Here is a 21,476-nt window from a genome sequence, read left to right on the forward strand (position 1 = left end):
GCCTCACCGTCGGCCGTCTGCTCCGGCTGCTGCGCGCGGCAGATGTTCCAACAGCCCGCGGGCGGCCTCGGGGGACCGGTTCGCGGCGGTGAGCAGGGCCGGTGCCGCCGCCTCCCAGAAGGCGGCGGACGCGTTCGCCGCGGAGGGCAGCGCCGAGAACGTCTCCCAGGGGCGGTCGGTCTCGGCCGGTGGCAGACCGGCCGCCTTGGCGAACGCGGCGAGCAGGGGCGGCAGGGACGGTGCGGGCATCACGCCTGCGGCGGCGGACCTCACCATGAGGGCCGACAACTCGGCGTGCGCGGCCGCGGGGTCGGTGCGTTTGAGCGTGCGCGCGTACGCGGCCAGCGCCGAAGGCTTGATTCCTCCGTATGCCGCGAACGCCGCATACACGCGTCGGCGCGGCTCTGCGTCGAGCGTGATTCCTGCCGCCTTCTCGCTCTCACGAGCCCTGGCGAACAGTCTGGCGGCCAGCGAGGCGTTTCGGGTTTCCAGCACCATCCGCCCTGCCCTGTCCCAGAACGCCGGCAGGTGGTGGGAGGGCAGTCGTCCGGCGATCTCCTCGAACTCCGCGAGCAATGCCGAGGGCTTCAGGTGCGCCGGATAGTGCCGGGACAGGCGGACCTGCTGCTCCACTCGCCCGAGCGTGTTCATGGCGGCGAACGCGAGACCGGCGTTCTTCTGGTCGTGCACGACGGCCCACAGCGGGTAGAGCGGCTCCGCGCCGACCCCGCGTCCGACGGGATCGCCGACGGTCGGCGTGCCGAAACCCCGCGAAGCCAGGAGCGCGTCCAGGGCCGCCGCGATCCCGTCATCGACCAGCCGCACCATCGGCTCATCGCCCAGCAGGGGGTGCGGGTACGCGCGCGGTCGCACCAGGACGCCCTCGGTCTCGGCCACCGGCAGCAGACCCGCCGCCAGGGCGGCGGCCGGACCCGGCGGCCGGACGTCCTCCCGCTGCGGCCGCCACGGACGCCCGACGGGCTCGCCTTCGCCCTCCTGCAGGTACCGGTCGCGGTCGTGGACGCGCTCGGCCATCCGGACGCCCTCGGACCAGGCGACGGCATCCACCTCTTCCAGCGCCAGGATCCGCTCTCCCGCGCCGACCCAGATCAGGTGCCCCGTCACGGTACGGGCGTTGTGTCTGCCCGTACCGATCCAGTAGCGTGCCTGGACGGGCTCGCCCCGGTTCACCAGGTCCAGGACGACGTACCCGCCGACCACGCGGTAGCGGCCGGGCCGCTGCCAAGCCCTCGCCAGCCTGGGGATCTCCAGGCCCGCGTAGTCGGTGACGGCGTTCCCCTCGAGCGTCCGCGGCCTGCGGTGCACGTCCCGACCGAGCTGGCGGAGGAATTGGCCGATCCCGAGCCGGGACGCGGTCTCGCGCAGCTCGTCGAGGTCGTCCAGCAGGACCGGGTGGGTGATGACGGCCGCCGTCCAGCCCACCGTGACCTCCCTGCCGTCCGTCCCCGTCAGGTGGACGCCCCCGGCGTCGATGCGGCGCAGGAACCCGCGGCCGCCGTCCGGACCGGTGACGAACACCCCGTCGAGCGACTCGCGCCAGTACCGGTCGGGCCACAGCGCGGCCAGCAGCGCCGACGGAAGGGCATGGCCGCCGGTCATCCACGCCTCGACGACGTCCCAGCAGTTCCAGCGATGCCGCCAGACGTCGTCCGAAAGCCAGCGGAAACGCCGTCCCACCGGAGTGTCCTCGACCTTCGACGGCAGGTGGTTCAGCGGTCGTCCTCCGACCGGCCGGGCGTTCACCCGCTCCCCGTCGAAGACCACCTCATGTCCGTCCCCCGTGGGGAGCCACACCCCGGGCGCTTCCGCGAGCTCCTCGATCACACGGACATCCTCGCGACCCGGTACGACATTCTGCGAGCGGCCCGATCCCGCGTCCTCCGCCGCCCGACTTCATGCTCCGCCGATCGCGTCGGAGCCGAGCAGTGCTTTGACGTCGCCGTAGAAGGAGGGGTCGGGCGTGACCTGGAAGGGCTCCAGGTCCAGCAGCACGCTCTTGGCGTTGTGGCGGTGCACGAGCATGTGGACGGGAGCACGGCCCGGGTGGGTGGTCAGGATGTGCTTGAGCTCCTGGACGAGCCGGGCGCTCACCCGGGCCTCTTGGATGGAGATCACCACGGGGGGTTCGGCGCCGGCCGGGGAGACGTCGATCGGGGTGATCTCCTCGACGTAGAGGCTCACCGTCTCGTCGCGGGTGTTGATCCGGCCCCGCGCGGAGATCACGCGGTCCTCGGCGAGGGCCTCGCCGTACAGCATGTAGGCCTTGGGGAAGACCAGGCACTCCACCGAGGCGTCGTGGTCCTCCAGGACGGCGATCGCCCACGGGTTGCCCTGCTTGGTGACCTTGCGCTGCAGGCCTGAGACGATCCCGGCCACCTTGACGAAACCGTCCGTACGGCCGGAGGCCAGGAGGCGGGCGATCGTGGTGTCGCGGTTGGCCTCCAGGACCCGCTCGACGCCGTCCAGAGGGTGGGCGGAGACGTACAGGCCGAGCATCTCGCGTTCGAGGGACAGCAGAGTGTTCTTGTCCCACTCCTCCGCGGGGACCGTGATCGAGAACGCGTCGCCGGCGCCGCCACCGGGCCCGTCGGAGGCGCCGAAGAGGCAGTCCTGGCCGCGCGCCTCGTTGCGTTTGACGTCGATGATCGCGTCGATGGCCTGTTCATGGACCAGGACGAGGGCCTTGCGCCGGTGGCCGAGCCCGTCGAACGCACCGGCCTTCGCCAGCGATTCGATGACGCGCTTGTTGCAGACGACCGGTGGGACCTTGGCCAGGAAGTCGCCGAAGTCGGTGTAGCCGCCCTTCGCGCGGCGGGCCTCCACGATGGCGTCGATGACGCCCGTGCCGACGTTGCGGATCGCGCCGAGACCGAAGCGGATGTCCTGCCCGACGGCGGTGAAGTCCTGCGCGCTCTCGTTGACGTCCGGGGGCAGCACCTTGATGCCGAGGCGGCGGCAGTCCGACAGGTAGACCGCCATCTTGTCCTTGTCGTCGCCGACCGAGGTGAGCAGCGCGGCGAGGTACTCGGCGGGATGGTTGGCCTTGAGGTAGGCCGTCCAGTAGGACACGAGGCCGTACCCGGCGGTGTGGGACTTGTTGAAGCCGTATCCGGAGAACGGGACGAGGACGTCCCATACGGCCTTGACGGCCTCGTCGGAGAAGCCTCGCTCCCGCATGCCCGCGGAGAACCTGCCCCATTCGGCGTCCAGGACGTCCTTCTTCTTCTTGCCCATCGCGCGGCGCAGCATGTCGGCGCCGCCGAGGGAGTAGCCGGCGAGCTGCTGGGCGATCGCCATGACCTGCTCCTGGAAGACCACGAGGTGGTAGGTGTCGCCCAGGATCGGCTCCAGCGCCTCCGCGAGCTCCGGGTGGATCGGCTCGACCTTCTGCTTGCCGGTCTTGCGGAGCGCGTAGTTGGTGTGGGCGTTCATCTCCATCGGTCCCGGCCGGTACAGGGCGGAGACCGCGGCGATGTCGGTGAACACCGTCGGCTGCATCAGCCGCAGCAGGGTCCGCATCCCGCCGCTGTCGAGCTGGAACACCCCGAGCGTGTCGCCGCGCGCGAGGAGCCTGTAGGTCCGCTCGTCGTCGAGGGGGACGTCGAGGATGTCGATCTCGACGCCCTTGTTCGCCCTGACGTTGGCGATCGCGTCATTGATGACGGTGAGGTTGCGCAGTCCGAGGAAGTCCATCTTGAGCAGGCCCATGTCCTCGGCCTGCGTGAAGGGGAAACCGGTGACGACCGGGCCGTCCTGTTTCGGCTTCGCCAGGGGGAGCACGCCGATCAGCGGTTCGGCCGACAGGATCACGCCGGCGGCGTGGACGCCGGTGCCGCGGGTCAGGCCCTCCACGCCCACGGCCGTGTCGATGATCCGCCTGACGTCGGCTTCCTCCTCGTACATCCTCCGCAGCTCGGCGGCCTCGCCGTGGCGGGGGTGGCTCTCGTCGCGGATGGCCGACAGCGGGATCTCCTTGCCGCCGACGGCCGCGGGGAACGCCTTGGTGATGCGGTCGCCGAGCGCGTACGGGTAGCCCAGGACCCGGCAGGAGTCCTTCACGGCGGCCTTCGCCTTGATGGTGCCGAAGGTGACGATCTGGCACACCCGGTCGTCCCCGTACTTCTGCGTGACGTAATGGATCATCTCGTCCCGGCGGCGGTCGTCGAAGTCCAGGTCGACGTCGGGCATCGTGACGCGCTCGGGGTTGAGGAAGCGTTCGAAGATCAGCTTGTGCTCGATCGGGTCGAGTTCGGTGATGCCCGTGCAGTAGGAGACCATCGACCCGGTCGCCGACCCGCGGCCCGGACCGAGGCCGATGCCGTTCGCACGGGCGTACCGGCAGATGTCGGCGACCACGAGGAAGTAACCCGGGAAGCCCATGCCGTCGATCACCGACAGTTCGTAGTCGATGCGGTCCAGGACCTCCTGCGGCGGGTCGCCCTTGTAGCGGCGGTGCGCGCCCGCCAGGGCCTCCTTCCGCAGCCAGGAGGACTCGCTCTCCCCTTCGGGGACGGGGAATCTCGGCATCAGGTTCCGGTGGGCGAACACCTCGCCGTAATCGCCGACGCGCTCGGCGATGAGGAGTGTGTTGTCGCACGCGCCAGGGACCTCCGCGTCCCACAGGGTCCTCATCTGCTCTGCGGTCTTGATGAAGTAGCCGCTCCCGGAGAACCGGAACCGCTTCTGATCGGCGAGCTGCTTGCCGGTGCCGATGCACAGGAGCGCGTCGTGCGCCTCCGCCTGGCTCTCGGTCACGTAGTGGGAGTCGTTGGTGGCCAGCGGCGGCAGGTCCAGCTCCTTCCCGATCCGCAGCAGGTCGTCGCGGACCCGGCGCTCGATGGCGATGCCGTGGTCCATCAGCTCCAGGAAGTAGTTCTCCTTCCCGAAGACGTCCCGGTATCCGGCGGCCGTCGAGAGGGCCTCCTCGTACTGGCCCAGACGCAGCCGGGTCTGCACCGCGCCCGAGGGGCAGCCGGTCGTGGCGATGATGCCCTCGCCGTGCTCGGCGAGCAGCTCGTCGTCCATCCGGGGATACTTCTGCACGTGGCCTTCGAGCCACGCCAGGGACTGGAGCCGGAACAGGTTCCGCAGCCCCCCGGCGTCCGCGGCCCACATCGTCATATGGGTGTAGAGGCCGCGGCCCGAGACGTCACCGCCCTTGCCGGTGTCGTCGTCGGACCTGCGCAGCGCGGGGTCGTCGCTCCAGTACACCGCTTCCCTGCGGAACCGGGACGCGGGCGCGACATAGGCCTCGATGCCGATGACCGGCTTGACGCCGGCCCTGCCCGCCGAGCGGTAGAACTCGTACGCGCCGTGCACGTTGCCGTGGTCGCTCATCGCCACGGCGGGCATCCCCTGCCGGGCCACCTCCTCCATCAGCGGGCCGATCTTGGCGGCGCCGTCGAGCATGCTGTACTCGGTGTGCACGTGGAGATGCACGAAGGAGCGCACTGTAAACACATCCTCTGGTTGTAGATTGCTCGGGAACCCGAGCATTCGACCCGAGGTGTGATGCACTTGTCCAACAATCGACACGCCGATCCAACACAACCGTCAGTTGTGCAAGAGGGGGCGGTGGATCTTGATCTGGCGGCGGTGCGCGCCTTCGTCGCCGTCACCGAGGACAGGTACTTCAGCGAGGCCGCGGCCAGGCTGGGGATCAGCCAGCAGGCCGTCTCCAAACGCATCGCGAAACTGGAATCGGACCTCGGCATGCGGCTGCTGTCCCGCTCCCGCACGGGAGCGGACCTCACCGAGGACGGCAGGGCGTTCCTCACCCACGCGCGCGCCCTCGTCGGCGCCGCCGACCAGGCCCTCTCCCTGCTGCGCGGACGGCGCCGCGCGCTTCGGGTCGACGTGCTGGACACCCGCACGGCGGCCATCGACCTGGTCCAGGGCTTCTACGAGTCCGTCGAGGAGGCGAAGATCGAGATCATCACCTCGGAAGGGCTCAGGTCCGCACGTGACACGCTCAGCCGCGGATCCGTGGACGCGGCCTTCTGCCGCGTCAGCGGAGTGATGGAAGAGGACCTCGTGTGCCTGTCGGCATACCTGGAACCGGTGCACCTCCTGGTCGGCCGCGACCATCCGTTCGCCGGCCGGCGGAAGGTGGAGACGGCGCAGCTGTCCGGCTCCACCGTGTGGATGCCCGGCAACGCCGCTGGAAGCGAATGGGCCGAATACCACTGCCTCCTCGGCGAGGCCTTCGACATCCGGATCGACACGTCCGGTCCCAACTTCGGCTACGAGCACTTCGTGGCGGGAGTCGGCACCGGCGGGCTGGTGAGCCTCGTCGGGGAGAGGTCGCGGCTCCCCTGGCACCCGGACACCGTCCGGATCCCCCTCGTCGACCCCGTTCCCGTCTACCCCTGGTCGCTGCTCCGCCACCGCCAGAACCGGCACCCGGTCCTGGACCTGCTCGCCCGCCACATCAAGGACGGCTACCGGCCGTTCGACCCACGACGCCAGTGGCTTCCGGCTCCCGACCACGCGCTCTTCGCCGCACCCCCGTCACGATGAGCGGGTGACCGCCCCGGCGGGGGCGGGGCCCCTGCGGCGCACCAGCGGCAGGTACACCTCGTCGACGATCTCGACGAGGACCTCGTCGGGGGCGGTGGGGACGCCTCGTACGACGAACTCGTTGCGCAGCAGGACGATGGCCACGGTGGCGACGCGCGGATGGAGCGCTTCGGGAGAGGCCTCTCCGCGCGCGACCGCGCGCCCCAGGACGGTCAGCCATGTGGCGGCCACGGTGTCGGCGGACTGTTCCGGGAACTGGGACAACATCTCCGAGGCGCCCCCCGCCGCGGCTATCAGTTCGCGCAGGATCCCCCCGAGCGGGGAACTCCAGTGGCGGTTCGCCATACGGAGCAGCTCGAGGGCGTCCTCGCGCAGGACGCCGGTGTCGGGAGGCCGGACCGCGGTGGTCAGCCGCCGGTAGGCGGCGGCGCCGAGCGCGAGGCGGTCGGGCCAGCGGCGGTATATCGCGTTCTTGTTCGTGCCGGCGCGCCGGGCGACCCGGTCCATGGTCAGCCCGGCGTACCCGGATTCGGTGAGCTCCTCGGCCGCGGCGCGCAGGATCGCCTCCTCCAGGGCGGCGCCGCGCCGCCGGGAACCCGGCCGTCTCGTGGGGTCGTCCGCCATGGCCTCTCTCCCGTTCGGTACCCGCCGTTCCTTCCCATGCTGGACTTGACGTAGCGCACGGGGCAAATAAGGTACGTTACGTACCTTATTTCTGAAGCGCCTCCGGAAGGGCGGACCTATGCGCGCCAAGGGCATCACCTACGACACCGGCTTCGTCGTCGACGGGAGGAACTCCCGCGAGCGCTTCGACCCGCAGACCGTCGAGCGCGAACTGCGCATCATCCGCGACGACCTGCACTGCACCGCGGTCCGCGTCATCGGCGGCGACCCGGAGCGGATGGAGCTCGCCGCGTCGTTCGCCGTCGATCTGGGCCTGGAGGTCTGGTTCTCGCCCTATCCGCTCGAACTGACCGCCCGGGAGATGCTGCCGCTGTTCGCCGACTGCGCCGAACGGGCGGAGCGGCTCCGGCGGCGGGGCGGCCGGATCGTGTTCGTGACCGGCGCCGAGCTGAGCCTGATGAGCAGGGAGTTCCTGCCCGGGGACACACTGGCGAAGCGGCTCGAGCCGCTGACCCGGTCGGATCTCCCGCGCGAGCGGATCGCCGGGATCGGCGCGCGGGTCAACGGCTTCCTCGGCGAGGCCGTCGCCCTCGTCCGCGGACACTTCGCCGGGAAGGTCACCTACGCCGCCGTACCGCTGGACTCTGTCGACTGGACGCCCTTCGACATCGTGTCCATGGACCTCTACCGGTCCGCCGAGATCGCCGACCGGTTCACCGAGGGCGTCCGCACCCTCGTCGCGCAGGGGAAACCGGTCGCGATCACCGAGTTCGGGTCCGCCTGCTTCCGCGGCGCGGGCGACAGGGGAGCCCGCGGCCTGGAGATCGTCGAGTACGCCGCGGGCACCGGCGCGCCGCTGCGCCTGGTCGGGGAGTACGCCCGCGACGAGGACGGCCAGGCCGCGTACCTGCGTGAACTGCTGGAGGTCTTCGAAACCGAGGGCGTCGACAGCGCCTTCGTGTTCCTCTTCGCGCTCTACGACCACCCGCACCGCCCCGGCGGCGACCCCCGCGACGACCTCGACCTGGCGAGCTACGGCATCGTCAAGGTCTTCGAGGACCGCCGCGGGGACACCTACCCCGACATGCCGTGGGAACCCAAGTCCGCGTTCGCGGCCCTCGCCGAGTTCTACCGGGAGGTGCGTGCGTCCGCCGTTCCCTAGGCGGAGGTCCTGCGGCGGAACAGGAACGCCGCGATCGGCGCGCTGAGCAGCACCGTGCCCGCGAGCCAGGCCGCGGTCACGGCTCCGGACGAGCCCATCGGCTGGTCGAGGAGCAGGGAGCGGAGCGTCTCCACGATCGGCGTGACCGGCTGGTTGTAGGCGAAGTCGCGCAGCACGCCCGGCATGGTCTCGGCCGGCACGATGCCGTCCGACAGGTACGGCAGGAAGAGCACGACGAAGCTGAACGCGCCGGCGGCCTGGGACGAATCGACCAGCAGCCCCCAGAGCACCGCCAGCGACGACATCGCCAGGACGTACCCCGCCACCACGGCCAGTACCAGGATCCAGTCGACGGGCGCGGCGTCCGGCCGGAAACCCAGGAGGATCGCGGCGACCAGGGAGAATCCGCACGCCGCCACGTTGCGGACCACCGAGGCGACCACGTGCCCGGCGGGGACCACCCAGCCGCCGACCGGCAGGGTGCGGAAGCGGTCGATCATGCCTCCGGTCATGTCCTCGGAGATGTTCACCGCGGTCAGCGCGGCGCCGTACCCGCCGGCCATCAGCAGGACGGCGGGCACCACGAAGTCGATGTAGTCCAGCCCGCTGGAGCCGGTGGTGATCGCCCCGCCGAAGACGTACACGAACAGCACCATGATGATCACGGGCAGGGCCATGTTCACGATGAGGCCGTCGATGAGGCGCGCCTCGCGGCGCAGGTTGCGGACGACGAGGAGGCGCAGGTCTCCTGCGGAGATGAGGGCGGTGCTCATGCCGCGGCCTCCGTGAACTCGAAGAAGACGTCGTCGAGGGTGGGGGTGCGCAGCGCCACGTGCTCGACGGCGATGTCCGCGCGGTGCAGCAGGTCCAGCGTGTGGCGCAGGTGGTCGGGGCCCTGGACGGCCAGCGTGACCTCGCGCGCCCCCGTGTCCGGGGGTGCTCCGGCCGCGCCGCCGGCCGCCGTCTCGCCGAGCGCGGACCTGGCGCGCGATACGTCCTCGGGCCGGGCCAGGCGCAGGACCAGGCGTTCGGTGCCGACCTGGCGCTTCAGGGCGGCGGGGGAGTCGTCGGCCACGACGCGGCCGCCGTTGATGACCACGACGCGGTCGGCGAGCTGGTCGGCCTCCTCCAGGTACTGCGTGGTGAGCAGGATGGTGGTGCCGGAGGCCAGCAGTTCGCGGATCACCGACCACAGCTCGGCCCTGCTGCGCGGGTCGAGCCCGGTCGTGGGCTCGTCGAGGAAGAGGATCCGCGGCTGCGACACCATGCTCGCCGCCAGGTCGAGCCGCCGCCGCATCCCGCCGGAGTAGGCCGCGACCCGCCGGTTCGCGGCCGCGGCCAGGTCGAAGCGCTCCAGGAGCTCCTGCGCCCGCTGCCGCGCCTGCCGCCGGCCCAGGTGGTACAGGCCCGCGAACAGCTCCAGGTTCTCCCGCCCCGTGAGCAGATCGTCCACCGTGGCCTGCTGGGAGGTCAGGCCGATCACCCGGCGCACTGCCGCGCCCTCGCGCGTGACGTCGTGCCCGCCCACCGCGGCGGTGCCGCCGTCGGGGGCGAGCAGCGTGGTCAGGATGCGCACCGTGGTGGTCTTGCCCGAGCCGTTGGGGCCGAGCAGGGCCAGCAGCGAGCCGGTGGGCACGGTCAGGTCGATCCCGGCCAGCACCCGGGTCGTGCCGAAGGACTTCGTCAGTCCCCGGGCGTGAACGCCATCTGTGAATGTCGTACTGTGTATGAGCGTCATAGTTTTAAAGTAGTGCACAATCCTGGGAGCCGGTCAAGGAGGAATCTCGATGGCGCAGGAGCGGCGGTTGCCGTCCGTGTTGGAGCGCATGTGGGGGCGCGAGCCGGTGACGCGCCGGGGGCCGCGGCCGCGGCTGGACCTGGCCGCGATCACCGCCGCCGCCATCGAGATCGCCGACGCCGAGGGCCTGGCCGGTGTCTCCATGGCGGCCGTCGCCTCACGGGTCGGGGTGGCGGCGACGGCGCTCTACCGGTACGTGGACAGCAAGGAGGACCTGCTCACCGCCATGGCCGACGGCGTCGCCCCGCCGCCGCCCGAGCCGGCGGGCATGCACTGGCGCGACTACCTCGCCCTGTGGACCCGGACCCACCGCGACCTCGTGCTGGAGCACCCGTGGGTGCTGTCCGTCGGCGCGTTCGTCCCGCCGCTGGGCCCGCGGAGGCTGCTGTGGCTCGACCGCGTGCTGGCCTCCCTCGACGGCACGGGGCTCGACGACGGCGAGAAGATCAACGTGGCCACCACCCTGACCGGGTACGCGCTCACCGACGCCGCGATCATCCACAGCGCCAGGAGCGGTGACCCGCAGATGGAGGACGCGGCGATCACCGGAGCCGCCGACTACGGCGAGGTGCTCGCCGGCCTGCTCGACCCCGAGGCCTACCCGGCCCTGTCGGCCGCGATGCGCTCGGGCGCCATGCGCGGCGCCGAAGGCTGGGTGGACGACGCCGACTTCGTCTTCGGCCTCGACCTGCTGCTCGACGGCGTCGAGGCCCTGATCAGGCGAAGGGCGCCGGGCCCGGCCTAGCCTGCCGAGGCAGGCGATCGTCAGTCGTGTGCCGTCGCCCGGTCGGGGGTCGTGCCTCCGGGTTCTTTCTGGAAGGTGGCGTACAGCCACCACAGGGAGGGCAGCAGGAGGAGGGAGCCCACGGCCAGGGAGCCGAGGGTGGCGGCCAGGACGGCGTCGGTCGCGGCGGCGTCCCGGACGGTGACGCCCGGCAGGAGCCGCGGGTACTGGCCCAGGGCCCAGCCCCACAGCAGGCCGGTGACGGCGAGGGCGGCCGTGACGCGCACGGCGCGGTAGGCGCGCCACCACAGCAGGGGGAGTGAGACGATCCCGGCCGCGACCGACAGGAGCAGCAGGGGCAGTGCCTTGCCGGAGGTCAGCTCGGTGAACAGCCGGGGGGCGTCGGCGTGCAGCACCAGCAGTCCCGCGGCCGACAGCAGCCCGGTGACGGTCCCGGCGAGCAGGGCGCGGTGGCGGAAGGTCTCGGCCAGCTCCTCGTCCCCGCCCCGCTGCGCGTCGCGGGTCAGGTAGACGGCGGCCAGGTAGGCGGCGGTGCCCACGGCCAGGGCGCCGCTGATGAGCGAGGTGGGGTTGAGCCAGCTGGTGAGCAGGTCGCCCGCCGCGATGCCGGGCGGCACCCGTCCGGAGGCGATCGCGCCGGCGACGGTGCCCAGGAAGAAGGGGGTGAACACGGAGGAGAACGCGAACGCGGCGCCGAACAGGCGCTGCTGCCACAGCAGGGTGCTGGCCTTGCGGAAGGCGAACGCGGCGCCGCGGGCGATGATGCCCAGCGCCGCCAGGGTCAGCGGGATGTAGAGGGTCGAGGCGATCGCGGCGAACACCGCGGGCACGCCCGTCCAGGCCATCACGATGACGAAGATCAGCCAGACGTGGTTGGTCTCCCAGACGGGGCCGATGGAGTGCTCGATCGTGTCGCGTTGCGGCCGCCCCCGTTCGGCGGTTCCCGCCAGCAGGTCCCATATCCCGCCGCCGAAGTCGGCGCCCCCGAACAGCACGTAGGCGGTCAGCCCGATCCAAAGTACGACCAGCAGGATCTCGGCCAGCGGCATGGTCAGATCACCTTGAACTCTGCGACGTCGCGTTCCTGCGGGGCGAGCGGCACGGGCCTGTCGCGCACCATGCGCCGCAGCACGTACACGGTCGCCGCGGTCAGCACGACGTAGACGGCGCTGACGAGGACGAACCCCCAGACCAGCCCGGGGGCGGGGTTGACCGCCTCGGAGGTGCGCATGATCCCGTAGACGATCCAGGGCTGGCGGCCGACCTCGGTGACGACCCAGCCGGCCTCCAGCGCCAGGACGGCGGCGACACCGGACAGCGCGGCGCCGCGCAGGAACCACGGGGTGGCGGGCAGGTCGCGGCGGCGCCACCAGGACAGGGCGAGCCAGGCCGACAGGAGCAGCAGCGCGAAACCGAGACCCACCATGATCTGGAAAGCCCAGTGCACCACGTTGACCGGCGGCCGGTCGGCGGGGGGAGTCTCGTTCAGCCCGATGATCTCGGCGTGGGGGTCCCAGTGCGCCAGCAGCGACAATCCGTAGGGGATCTCCAGCGAGTAGCGCAGCTCGCCGTCGACGGCGATGCCGCCCAGATGCAGCGGGACGCCGCGGGCGGTTTCGAAGACGCCTTCCATGGCGGCCAGCTTGACCGGCTGGCTCTCGGCGACGAAGTGCGCGGCCCAGTCCCCGACGCCGATCTGCACGGGGGTGATGACCGCGGCGACGGTGAAGGGGAGGAGGAAGCCCAGGCGGTGGTAGCGGTCGCGCCGCCCGCGCAGCATCGCCACCGCGTAGACGCCGGCGATGCCGAACCCGGCGACCATGAACGCGGCCAGGATCATGTGGACGGTCTGCGGGGGAGTGGCGGGGTTGAACATCGCCGCCCACGGGCTGACCGCCACGACGCGCCCGTCCCGCACGTCGAATCCGGTGGGGTACTGCATCCAGGCGTTGGCGGTGACGACGAAGAAGGCGCTGGCGACTCCGGCCAGCACGATGGGGATGCCCGTGAGGAGGTGCTTGCCGGGGGAGAGGCGGTCCCAGGCGTACAGGTAGACGCCCAGGAAGATGGCCTCGATGAAGAACGCGATGCCCTCGAGCGCGAACGGCAGCCCGATGACCTGGCCGTAGACGCCCATCAGGCCGGGCCACAGCAGTCCCATCTCGAACGAGAGGATGGTGCCCGAGACCGCGCCGACGGCGAAGAGCACGCCCATCGCCCTGCCCCAGCGGCGGGCCAGCAGCCGGTAGTTCACGTCCCCGGTGCGGTGCCCGCGCCATTCGGCGAGCAGGGTGATGGCCGGCATGCCCACGCCGAGGCAGGCGACGACGATGTGCCAGCCGAGGGAGAGGGCCATCTGCATGCGGGCCGCGCCGAGATCGGCCGCGGCGACGGCCGCCAGGCCGTGGTGATCGAGCACAGCGGTCTGCATTGCCGCTGCGGGCGCGCTGACACGTGCGGCCGGGAAACCTCGACCCATCCCTTACTTTACTGCGTAAAGGCGCCGGGCGGATTTCACCGCTGAGAATCAGACCAAAAAGGACTGAAGACTCATCTACCCAGATGGCCCTCCTCGGCGATGGCGCGGGCCAGCGCACTGCGTCCTTGCGGGGTCAGGGGTTCGGCCAGCGGAACGGGGGCCTGGGACATGAACCTCGGCTCGTGGCCCCGGTGCTCGTCGGCGGCGTGGACGGTGAAGGGGTGCACCAGGTACATGTCGCCCGCCCGGCCCGTCGCGTAGGCCGACGGCCGGTGGGAGCTGGCCGCGTCCACCAGCGGCCCGGCCTCGAACGGGTCGAGGACGCGGCCGGCCATGGCCGCGGCCGCGTCGCGGTGCGATCCGATCCGGATGCGGGTCGGCGCGTCGTCGGGGCCGACGTCCGACAGCAGGGTCAGCAGCAGCATCGTCTCCGGTTCCCCGCTGCACAGGTAGGTGCCGTCCGGTTGCGGCGCGTTGGCGTCGATGTGCCATCCCCGGTCGTCGGCGACGGGGGGCAGGGGGAACCGGACGGGCGTCATGCCGAGTGAGCCGCGGGGGTGCCAGCCGCCGGCCCCGCAGAGCCCGTCCAGCGCCTCGGCCAGCCGCGGGCTTCGGACGATCTGTCCGAAGGGCCCTTCGCCGGTGAGGTCCGAGGTCCAGACGACCGGCTCCTTCCAGCCGGAGGGATCCTGCGGCGACAGGCCGATCCGCCGCCACAGCAGCGCCCTGGCGGCGTCGGCGGTCTCCGGGGGGACCGCCGCCTCCAGCTTGACGAATCCGTCGGTGATGAATCGATCGATGTCGATGACACTCATATCCGACACGTTAACGACCGTGTCCACTGAAAAAACGGGGTGATCGCGGCCGGTGCCGCGTAGGCCGTCGGGGTCCGGGATCCTCGAGCGCGCGGCGAGGCGCCGCCGCGCCGCTCCGCAGGCGGCGCGGCGGCACTTCGCCGGTGGGGTCAGGGGGTCGTGAGGATGGCGAGGCGCTGGGTCGCGCGTGTCATCGCGACATAGCGGTCGACCGCTCCTTCGATTCCTTCGCCGAGGTTCTGCGGGTCGACGAGGACGACCAGGTCGAACTCGAGTCCCTTGGCCAGCTCGGGGGTCAGCGACCGGACGCGGGACGTCTCCCGGAACGCGGGGTCGCCGATGACGCAGGCGGTGCCGTCGGCGTGTTCGGCGAGCCAGCCGTCGAGGAGGGGCGCCAGGTCCGATGCGGGTCCGTGGTGGACGGGGACGCCGGAGCTGCGGATGGAGGTCGGCACGTTGGCGTCGGGGAGCGCGGCCCGGATGACCGGCTCGGCTTCGGCCATGACCTCCTCCGGGGTCCGGTAGTTGATGCTCAGGGAGGCCAGTTCGATCTGGTCGAGTCCGATCCGCTCGAGCCTCTCGCGCCACGACTCGGTGAACCCGTGCCTGGCCTGGGCGCGGTCGCCGACGATGGTGAAGCTCCGGGACGGGCAGCGGAGCAGCAGCATCTGCCACTGCGCGTCGGTGAGCTCCTGGGCCTCGTCCACGACGATGTGCGCGAACGGGCCGGCGAGCAGGTCCGGGTCGGCGTCGGGCAGCACGGTCTCGTCGATCAGGCTGATCTGCGCGTCCTGCCCGCGCAGCATCGTCACCAGTCCTTCGCCGCTCTCGTCCGGGTCGGCTCTTTCGGCGGCTTCGACGAGGGTCTCGACGACCTGGGCCATGTGCTCGCGCTGGGCGGTGAGGGCCGCCTCGCGCCGGCGCCTGTGCCGTGCCGCCTCGGGGTCGCCGAGCCGTTGGCGGGCGGCGTCCAGGAGGGGCAGGTCGGACACCGTCCAGGCCTGGGCGTTCTCGCGCTGTAGTTTGCGTACCTCGTCGGGGCTGAGCCAGGGGGCGCACATCCGCAGGTAGGCGGGTACGGTCCACAGGTCTCCGACGAGGTCGGACGCTTCGATCAGCGGCCATGCGTTGTTGAGGGCGGTGAGCAGTTCCCTGTTCTGCAGCAGGGACTTGCGGAGCAGTCCGGGCGGGGCGTCGCCGTCGTGGTTGTCCGTCAGGATGGTGACCAGTTCTTCCAGGATCCGGTCGCGTGCCTGGTTGTGGGGGGTGCCGGGGTCGGGTGCGGCGAACGCCTCGGCCCAGTCCTCGGCGCTCAGCCGGACGTCGGACCAGGGGGTGGTGATCGTCAGCGCCTTGGCGGGCGGGTTCTCGTAGAACCTGACGGCCTTCTCGATCGCCTTCACCAGGTCCGCGGAGGCCTTGAGGGCGGCGACGTCCGGGTCGGTCTCCTCGGTCGCGGCGGCTCCTTCGGCGACGAGGTCGCGCAGGGTGCAGGTCTGCACGCCCTCTTCGCCGAGGCTGGGCAGGACGTCGGCGACGTAGGCGAGGTAGGGCTGGTGGGGGCCGACGAACAGCACGCCGCCGCGGCGGTGGCCGAGGCGGGGGTCGGAGTACAGGAGGTAGGCGGAGCGGTGCAGGGCGACGACGGTCTTGCCCGTGCCGGGGCCGCCGTCGACGACGAGGGCGCCGCGGGATCCCGCGCGGATGATGGCGTCCTGGTCGGCCTGGATGGTGCCGAGCACGTCCCGCATCCGGGCCGACCGGTGGGCGCCCAGGCTGGCGATGAAGGCGGACTGGTCGTCGAGCGCGGTGTGGCCCTGGAGTCCTTCGGGGGTGAACACCTCGTCCCAGTAGTCGCTGATCCTTCCGCGGGTCCAGCGGTACCTGCGGCGGCTGGCCAGGCCCATCGGGCGGGCGTGGGTCGCGCCGAAGAACGGTTCGGCGGCGGGGGAGCGCCAGTCGAGCAGGAGGCGGCGGCCGGTGTCGTCGGTGAGGCCGAGCCGTCCGACGTACACGGGTTCGGGGTCGTCCGCGCCGACCATGTGGCCGAGGCACAGGTCGAGGCCGAAGCGGCGCAGGGTGCGCAGGCGGGCGGTCAGCCGGTGGATCTCCATGTCGCGGTCCATGGCGGCCTGTCCGGTGCCGCCGGGTGTTCTGCGCAGGGCGTCGAGGCGGTCGGACAGGGCGGCGATCGAACGTTCGAGGCTTTGCGCGATGGCCGCGAAGTGGCGTTCGTCTCCGGTGATCAGCGCGGGGTCGGCTTTGGGGGCGAGGTGTTCGGGAAGGTCGAACGCGCTGGTGTGCAGAGGGTTCATGTCAGTGGTTCCGATCTGTGGTTCGTGGTTCTTCGGCGCGTCCGGCGCGTCCGGCGCGTCCGGGTCGTACGGGAGGGGGAGCGGGGCGCGTTCGCGGCCGTGGCGCGCGGCGCGGCGGCGTCTGCCGGGAACGGTCAGCCGTTCGGGCTCCCCGGGCGTGGTGCTCGACCGGTGTCTCCCCGCGGCGGCTCGGCGGGGCCGCGGTCGGGGGGCTGCGGGCGGCCGTACGTCGGGGCGGTGCCGTCGCCTTCTGGCGTGCCGGCGGGGCCCGCCGCCGGCACGGCGTTCCCGTTCGACCCGGATGGCGATGGCATCGCATCCCCCCTGTTTCTTCGGTGCTCCGGCCTCGGCCGGTCATTCTGCGGTACGACGGGGGTCTTGCCGCAAGCCCCCCTGTGCGCTATAAGTTGAGAGTGGAGAGGAGTGGGTACTCCTCCCTCCCCTTGATCACCCGCTGTGGACGGCTGTTTCGCCGGTCCGGGTGGATCCGTCGCCCGCTCCTAAGCCCGCTCTGCGGTCGCCTCGTCTTCGGGCCGTCCGGCCAGGGTACGGGCGGCCGCCGCCTCGTCGCCGTCCCATCCCCAGTGCCCGTCCTCGGGCTGCCGGGCCTGTTCGTCGATCCACCGGTTGTGCGCCTCCCAGGCGGCCTGCTTGGTGGTTCCCAGGGCGGCGCCGATCTGCGTCCACGAGGCACCGGCCCTGCGGGCCGACCGCACGGTGAGCTGGCGTCCCTGCGCCGCCTTGCGCGCGATCACCTCACCGAGCGCCAGCAGTTCCAGGGCCTCCTCCCGGGTCAACGGCTCGATGCCGTCATCGTCCGGGGAGGCCAGCGCTTCGCGGGTGCGCAGCACGTCGTGCCGGGCGACCGCGGTCGACAACGTGAACCGGCGTTCGAGGTCTTCGGGGGTCGGCATGCCCCGAGTATTTCGTCAAGCCAGCTTGACGTCAAGCTGGCTTGACGCTCGGATGCTCCGGCAGCACGGGAGCAGGGCTCATCGCCGCCTCTCCCCGATGGGGAGAAAGACGATGTCGAGGTCGAGGACCCGGTCCGGGTCGGCGTTGACGGCGATGCGGGTGATCTTCCCGTTGCCGATGGTGAACGTGAGGACGGCCTTCGGCCTGCCGCGGTGCGACCAGACGGCCGCCGGTGCGCCGTCGACCAGGGCGAGCCGGGCGGCCTGGGCCCGTCCGGCGAAGAAGGCCGCCACCGCGTGGGCGCCGCGGATCTCGCCGGTCGCGGCGTCCGGGTCGAGCAGCTCGAGCAGGGAGGCGAAGTCCCCGCTCCGGGAGGCGGCGAGGAAGGCGGCGACGATCTCCCGATCAGCCGATCTCGCGGCGTCGGACGCCTCGGCCGCTCCCCGCACCCGGCGCCGGGCACGGCTGGCGAGCTGCCGGGCCGCGGTCGGGGAACGTCCGATGACGGCGCCGATCTCGCCGAACGGCACGGCGAAGACGTCGTGCAGGACGAACGCGAGCCGTTCGGCGGGGGTCAGCGTGTCCAGCACCACCGTCAGCGCGGTGCCGATCGCGTCGGCCAGCAGCGCCTCGTCCTCGGGTCCGGCCCCTCCGGCCGGGTGGACGCCCGCGTGCGGCACGGCCGGCTCGGGCGGCAGCGCCCCGGCCGGGTCCTCACGGCGGGCCCGGCGCGCCTCGAGCATGTTCAGGCAGACCCGGGCGACGACCGTGGTCAGCCATCCGGCCGGGTTCTCCACCCGTCCCGTGTCGGCGCGGCCGGCGCGCAGCCAGGCCTCCTGCACCGCGTCCTCGGCCTCCCCGGGCGAGCCGAGCATCCGGTAGGCCACCGCGCGCAGGCGGTCCTGGTGCTCGGTGAACCGCTCGCTCAGCCAATCCTGCTCGACCATCCGTCACATTCCTCCGTCCGGGCCTGTCATACCGATTGACCGGCGGAACCACGCCGATGTGACATCCGGGCCCGGACGGCCGGGCCCGGATCCGGCGGCACCCACCTCGAACACAAGGGAACAAGGCATGAAAGCGCACGTGAGCTCGATCCTGCTCGGCGTCCGGGACCTGGACCGGGCCAAGCGGTTCTACACCGAGGGCCTCGGCTGGAAGATCAAGAACGACTGGGGCGTCTCGGTGTTCTTCGAGTCCGACGGAGCCTCGCCCGTCGGCTTCTACGACCGCGAGGGCCTGGCCGCCCAGGTGGGCACCGGCCCCGAGGGCAGCGGTTTCGGCGGGCTGGTCCTGACCTACGTCGTCCGCGGCCAGGCGCGGGTCGACGAGATCGTCGCGGAGGCCGGCAAGGCCGGTGCCACGATCCTCAAGCCCGCAGGCACCCTGCCGTGGGGCGGCTACGGCGCCACCTTCGCCGACCCCGACGGCTACATCTGGAGCCTCGGCTACAGCGACCGGGGCAAGGACCAGCCCTACGCGGAATGACCGCAGGGAAGACCATCGGCCGGGCCCTGCCGGGCCCGACCGGAACGGGCTGCCCCGCGGCGTGACCGGCATCGCCGGACCACCGGGGTCTTCGCGGTGCCCGGCCCCGCGCCGTCTCAGCCGGCGTGGGGCCTGCTGAACTCCTCGATCAGCACGGGGTACTGCTCCCCGCCGTGCCCGGCGGCGATCGAGCGGTCGGCCATCGCCTTGATCAGCTTGGGGAGCTCGGCGTTGACGCCCACCGCCTCGCTCTCCTCGACCAGGTGGGCCATCGCCCGCGCGTCGGTCTCCAGTGCGGACACCTCGGCGGGGAAGGAGCCGTTGTCGATCTGCTCGGCGTATCCGGGCAGCCATTCGGCCACGCCGGCGGCGATCTGCCGGGCGAACGGCGCGTACGCGGCGGCGTCGACACCGGCGGTCTTGAGCAGGGCGGTGCCCTGGAGCCAGGCGTTCAGGACGCTCCACATCATGGCCAGGCCGGCCACGTCGTACAGGGACGCCAGCCCGTGGTCGGCGCCGAGGTAGGTGACGGTGCCGAGCACGCCGAGCGTCGACCTGTGCGCCTCGAAGTCGGCCTGCGGGCCGCTGTGCAGGATGACCGCCTCGGCGGTCCCGATCGCGGGAGGGACGGCCATGATGGCGCCGTCCAGGTAGCGGGCGCCGTGCTGCTCGGCCCACCGGGCGGTGTCCCGGGCCTGTGCCGAGTCGCCCGAGGTCAGGTTGATCAGGGTCGTGCCGGCCAGTTCGCCGCCGTTCGCGTCGAGCAGCTCGCGTACGGCCCGGTAGTCGGTGACGCAGAGGATCGTCAGGGGGCTCGCCTTGAGCGCGTCGCCGGCCGTCGGGGCCGCCAGGGCGCCCGCGGCCACCAGCCGGTCGGCCTTGGCGGCCGTACGGTTCCACACGGTCGTGGGGTGCCCGGCCTTCAGGAAGGCCTCGGCGAGCGCCCGGCCCATCAGTCCGAGTCCGATGATCGTCACAGGTGTAGCGGTGTCGTGGTTCATGGCACCATCGTCAACGTTCATACCGGTATGAAGGTCAAGTGAGGTTGCGATGCGGATCGGGGAATTGAGCCGCCGGACGGGCGTCAACGCCCACCAGCTGCGCTACTACGAGGCGCAGGGCCTGCTGGAGGCCGACCGCGGCACGAACGGTTACCGCGAGTACGGCGAGGACGCCGTGCTGCGGGTGAGGCAGATCCGGCACCTGCTCGGCGCCGGCCTGTCCTCCGAGGACATCGCGTACCTGCTGCCCTGCGCGATCGGAGAGGCTCCGGAGCTGCTCGGGTGTCCTGAACTGCTGGCCGCGATGCGTTCACGGCTGCAGCGGCTGGACGATCAGATGGACAGGCTCGCCGAGTCCCGCAGAGCCCTCGCCGAATACATCGACGCGGCCGATCGCATGAGCGGTGAGAACTACCCGCCCTTCGACGGTGCCGGCCAGGAGCCCGTCCCCGCCTGACCGGCGCCCCGCCCGGTGGGGAGCGCGGAGGCCGGAGCAGCGTGCGGCGGCCTCCGCAGGTGCGCGGGCGCAGGGGTTGCGGTCAGACGGCTTGCCGTGACCAGGCGCGGTGGAGCAGGGCGGTCAGGTCGGTGCGGGTGACGGGACGCGGGTTGGAATAGGGGCGGGCCAGGACCTCCGCGGCGACGCGCGGGAGGTCCGATTCGCGGACGCCGAGCCGGCGGAGGTCCCGGGGGGCGCCCAGGGCGTCGGCGAGGGCGCCCAGGGCGCGGGCCGGGTCGGCGGCGCCGAGCGCTCGGGCGAGCGCGTGGCGGGCGGCGGGGGCGGACGGCAGGTTGAAGGCGGCCACGTGCGGGAGCACGACCGCGTGCGTCTCGGCATGGGGGAGGTCGAGCATGCCGCCCAGCGTGTGGCACAGCTTGTGGTGCAGGCCCATCGTGGTCGCGCCGAGGCAGGCGCCGGACAGCCACGCGCCCTGGAGCGCCGTGGTGCGGGCGGCGAGATCCGCGGGGGTCTCCAGAAGGCGCGGCAGGGCGGTCGCGAGGTCGCGCACGCCCTGCTCGGCCATCGCGGCGACGACGGGCGATCCGTCGGGCGCGTAGAGCGCCTCGACGGCGTGGGCCATGGCGTTGAGTCCGCTCGTCATCGACATCTGTACGGGGAGCGCCACGGTGAGCTCGGGGTCGTACAGGACGGTCCGCGGCAGGACCTCGCGGTCTCGGCCGGTCTGCTTGCGGGCGTTGTCGGTGATGCCCCAGATGGGGGTCATCTCGGAACCGGCGTAGGTCGTCGGCACCGCCAGGGTCGCGCGCCCGCTCCGCAGGGCGAGGGCCTTGGCGAGCCCGACGGTCGAGCCGCCGCCGATCGCCACGTAGCCGTCGGCGTCCACCCGGGCGGCCCGGTCGAGGGCGTCCGCCACGGTCGTCGCCGGGACGTGCATGCGGGCACCGGTGAACACGCCGGCGGCGAGGTCCCCCAGGAGGGACGCCGCCCGCTCGGCGAGGTCGCGTTGCCCGGGAGTGCTCAGCACCAGGGCCCGCCGCACGCCGAGGCGCGCGGTCTCGGCGGGCAGCGCCGACAACTTTCCGGGGCCGAAGACGACCCGCATGGGAAGGGCTTCGTAGGTGAAGGACATGA

Annotated in this window: 18 protein-coding genes; 5 read left to right on the plus strand and 13 right to left on the minus strand. The window is 71.9% G+C overall.

Annotation, left to right across the window (positions count from 1 at the left end):
- Positions 1-3: 3 nt before the first annotated feature.
- Both C2865_RS25215 and dnaE read right to left on the minus strand, forming a co-directional pair.
- Positions 4-1,845, minus strand: a complete 1,842-nt coding sequence (locus C2865_RS25215; RefSeq protein ID WP_106401032.1) for a DUF4132 domain-containing protein — start codon at positions 1,843-1,845, stop codon at positions 4-6.
- 69 nt (positions 1,846-1,914) lie between these two features.
- Positions 1,915-5,517 (minus strand): DNA polymerase III subunit alpha, encoded by a 3,603-nt coding sequence (gene dnaE / locus C2865_RS25220; protein WP_106401033.1) that lies wholly within the window; start codon positions 5,515-5,517, stop codon positions 1,915-1,917.
- A gap of 78 nt (positions 5,518-5,595) precedes the next feature.
- Here dnaE and C2865_RS25225 point away from each other — a divergent pair, with 78 nt between their 5' ends.
- On the plus strand, positions 5,596-6,540 hold the full coding sequence (locus tag C2865_RS25225) for a LysR family transcriptional regulator (RefSeq protein ID WP_198653580.1): 945 nt from the start codon (positions 5,596-5,598) through the stop codon (positions 6,538-6,540).
- On the opposite strand, the gene C2865_RS25230 is transcribed toward C2865_RS25225, so the two are convergent.
- On the minus strand, positions 6,532-7,164 hold the full coding sequence (locus tag C2865_RS25230) for a TetR/AcrR family transcriptional regulator (RefSeq protein ID WP_106401035.1): 633 nt from the start codon (positions 7,162-7,164) through the stop codon (positions 6,532-6,534). The two genes, C2865_RS25225 and C2865_RS25230, sit on opposite strands and share 9 nt — an antisense overlap.
- Before the next feature lie 133 nt (positions 7,165-7,297).
- Here C2865_RS25230 and C2865_RS25235 point away from each other — a divergent pair, with 133 nt between their 5' ends.
- Positions 7,298-8,326, plus strand: a complete 1,029-nt coding sequence (locus C2865_RS25235) for a hypothetical protein (RefSeq protein WP_198653621.1) — start codon at positions 7,298-7,300, stop codon at positions 8,324-8,326.
- On the opposite strand, the gene C2865_RS25240 is transcribed toward C2865_RS25235, so the two are convergent.
- Positions 8,323-9,099, minus strand: a complete 777-nt coding sequence (locus C2865_RS25240) for an ABC transporter permease (protein ID WP_106401037.1) — start codon at positions 9,097-9,099, stop codon at positions 8,323-8,325. The genes C2865_RS25235 and C2865_RS25240 overlap by 4 nt on opposite strands.
- A complete protein-coding gene (locus tag C2865_RS25245) occupies positions 9,096-10,064 on the minus strand; it encodes an ATP-binding cassette domain-containing protein (RefSeq protein ID WP_106401038.1) in 969 nt (322 codons plus the stop codon). Before C2865_RS25245 ends, C2865_RS25240 begins: the two co-directional genes overlap by 4 nt.
- A 49-nt stretch (positions 10,065-10,113) precedes the next feature.
- Between C2865_RS25245 and C2865_RS25250 the strand changes: the two genes are divergently transcribed.
- Positions 10,114-10,869 carry a TetR/AcrR family transcriptional regulator gene (locus C2865_RS25250; RefSeq protein WP_106401039.1) on the plus strand — a complete coding sequence of 252 codons (756 nt, stop codon included), beginning with the start codon at positions 10,114-10,116 and terminating at the stop codon, positions 10,867-10,869.
- Positions 10,870-10,889: 20 nt separating this feature from the next.
- On the opposite strand, the gene C2865_RS25255 is transcribed toward C2865_RS25250, so the two are convergent.
- The 6 genes from C2865_RS25255 to C2865_RS25280 form a co-directional block, all read right to left on the minus strand.
- Complete coding sequence (locus tag C2865_RS25255) at positions 10,890-11,918, minus strand: cytochrome d ubiquinol oxidase subunit II (protein WP_106401040.1); 1,029 nt, start codon at positions 11,916-11,918, stop codon at positions 10,890-10,892.
- A 2-nt stretch (positions 11,919-11,920) separates the two neighbouring features.
- On the minus strand, positions 11,921-13,300 hold the full coding sequence (locus C2865_RS25260) for a cytochrome ubiquinol oxidase subunit I (protein ID WP_106401041.1): 1,380 nt from the start codon (positions 13,298-13,300) through the stop codon (positions 11,921-11,923).
- 119 nt (positions 13,301-13,419) lie between these two features.
- On the minus strand, positions 13,420-14,163 hold the full coding sequence (locus C2865_RS25265; protein ID WP_106401042.1) for a phytanoyl-CoA dioxygenase family protein: 744 nt from the start codon (positions 14,161-14,163) through the stop codon (positions 13,420-13,422).
- A gap of 149 nt (positions 14,164-14,312) precedes the next feature.
- Positions 14,313-16,478 (minus strand): RNA polymerase recycling motor ATPase HelR, encoded by a 2,166-nt coding sequence (helR, locus tag C2865_RS25270; RefSeq protein WP_106401043.1) that lies wholly within the window; start codon positions 16,476-16,478, stop codon positions 14,313-14,315.
- A 500-nt stretch (positions 16,479-16,978) separates the two neighbouring features.
- On the minus strand, positions 16,979-17,392 hold the full coding sequence (locus tag C2865_RS25275; RefSeq protein ID WP_106401044.1) for a hypothetical protein: 414 nt from the start codon (positions 17,390-17,392) through the stop codon (positions 16,979-16,981).
- A 78-nt stretch (positions 17,393-17,470) separates the two neighbouring features.
- Positions 17,471-18,340, minus strand: a complete 870-nt coding sequence (locus C2865_RS25280) for a sigma-70 family RNA polymerase sigma factor (protein WP_106401045.1) — start codon at positions 18,338-18,340, stop codon at positions 17,471-17,473.
- A gap of 127 nt (positions 18,341-18,467) precedes the next feature.
- Here C2865_RS25280 and C2865_RS25285 point away from each other — a divergent pair, with 127 nt between their 5' ends.
- Positions 18,468-18,881, plus strand: coding sequence for a VOC family protein (locus tag C2865_RS25285; protein WP_106401046.1), 414 nt, complete (start codon positions 18,468-18,470; stop codon positions 18,879-18,881).
- A 116-nt stretch (positions 18,882-18,997) separates the two neighbouring features.
- Here the strand turns inward: C2865_RS25285 and C2865_RS25290 are convergent, their stop codons facing one another.
- Positions 18,998-19,882, minus strand: a complete 885-nt coding sequence (locus tag C2865_RS25290) for an NAD(P)-dependent oxidoreductase (protein ID WP_106401047.1) — start codon at positions 19,880-19,882, stop codon at positions 18,998-19,000.
- Positions 19,883-19,931: 49 nt separating this feature from the next.
- Here C2865_RS25290 and C2865_RS25295 point away from each other — a divergent pair, with 49 nt between their 5' ends.
- Positions 19,932-20,339 (plus strand): MerR family transcriptional regulator, encoded by a 408-nt coding sequence (locus tag C2865_RS25295; protein WP_106401048.1) that lies wholly within the window; start codon positions 19,932-19,934, stop codon positions 20,337-20,339.
- An 82-nt stretch (positions 20,340-20,421) separates the two neighbouring features.
- Here the strand turns inward: C2865_RS25295 and C2865_RS25300 are convergent, their stop codons facing one another.
- A complete protein-coding gene (locus C2865_RS25300; RefSeq protein ID WP_106401321.1) occupies positions 20,422-21,474 on the minus strand; it encodes a maleylacetate reductase in 1,053 nt (350 codons plus the stop codon).
- Positions 21,475-21,476 lie beyond the last annotated feature (2 nt).

This window comes from Actinocorallia populi, from assembly GCF_002995495.1.
Taxonomy (GTDB): Bacteria; Actinomycetota; Actinomycetes; order Streptosporangiales; family Streptosporangiaceae; genus Actinocorallia; species Actinocorallia populi.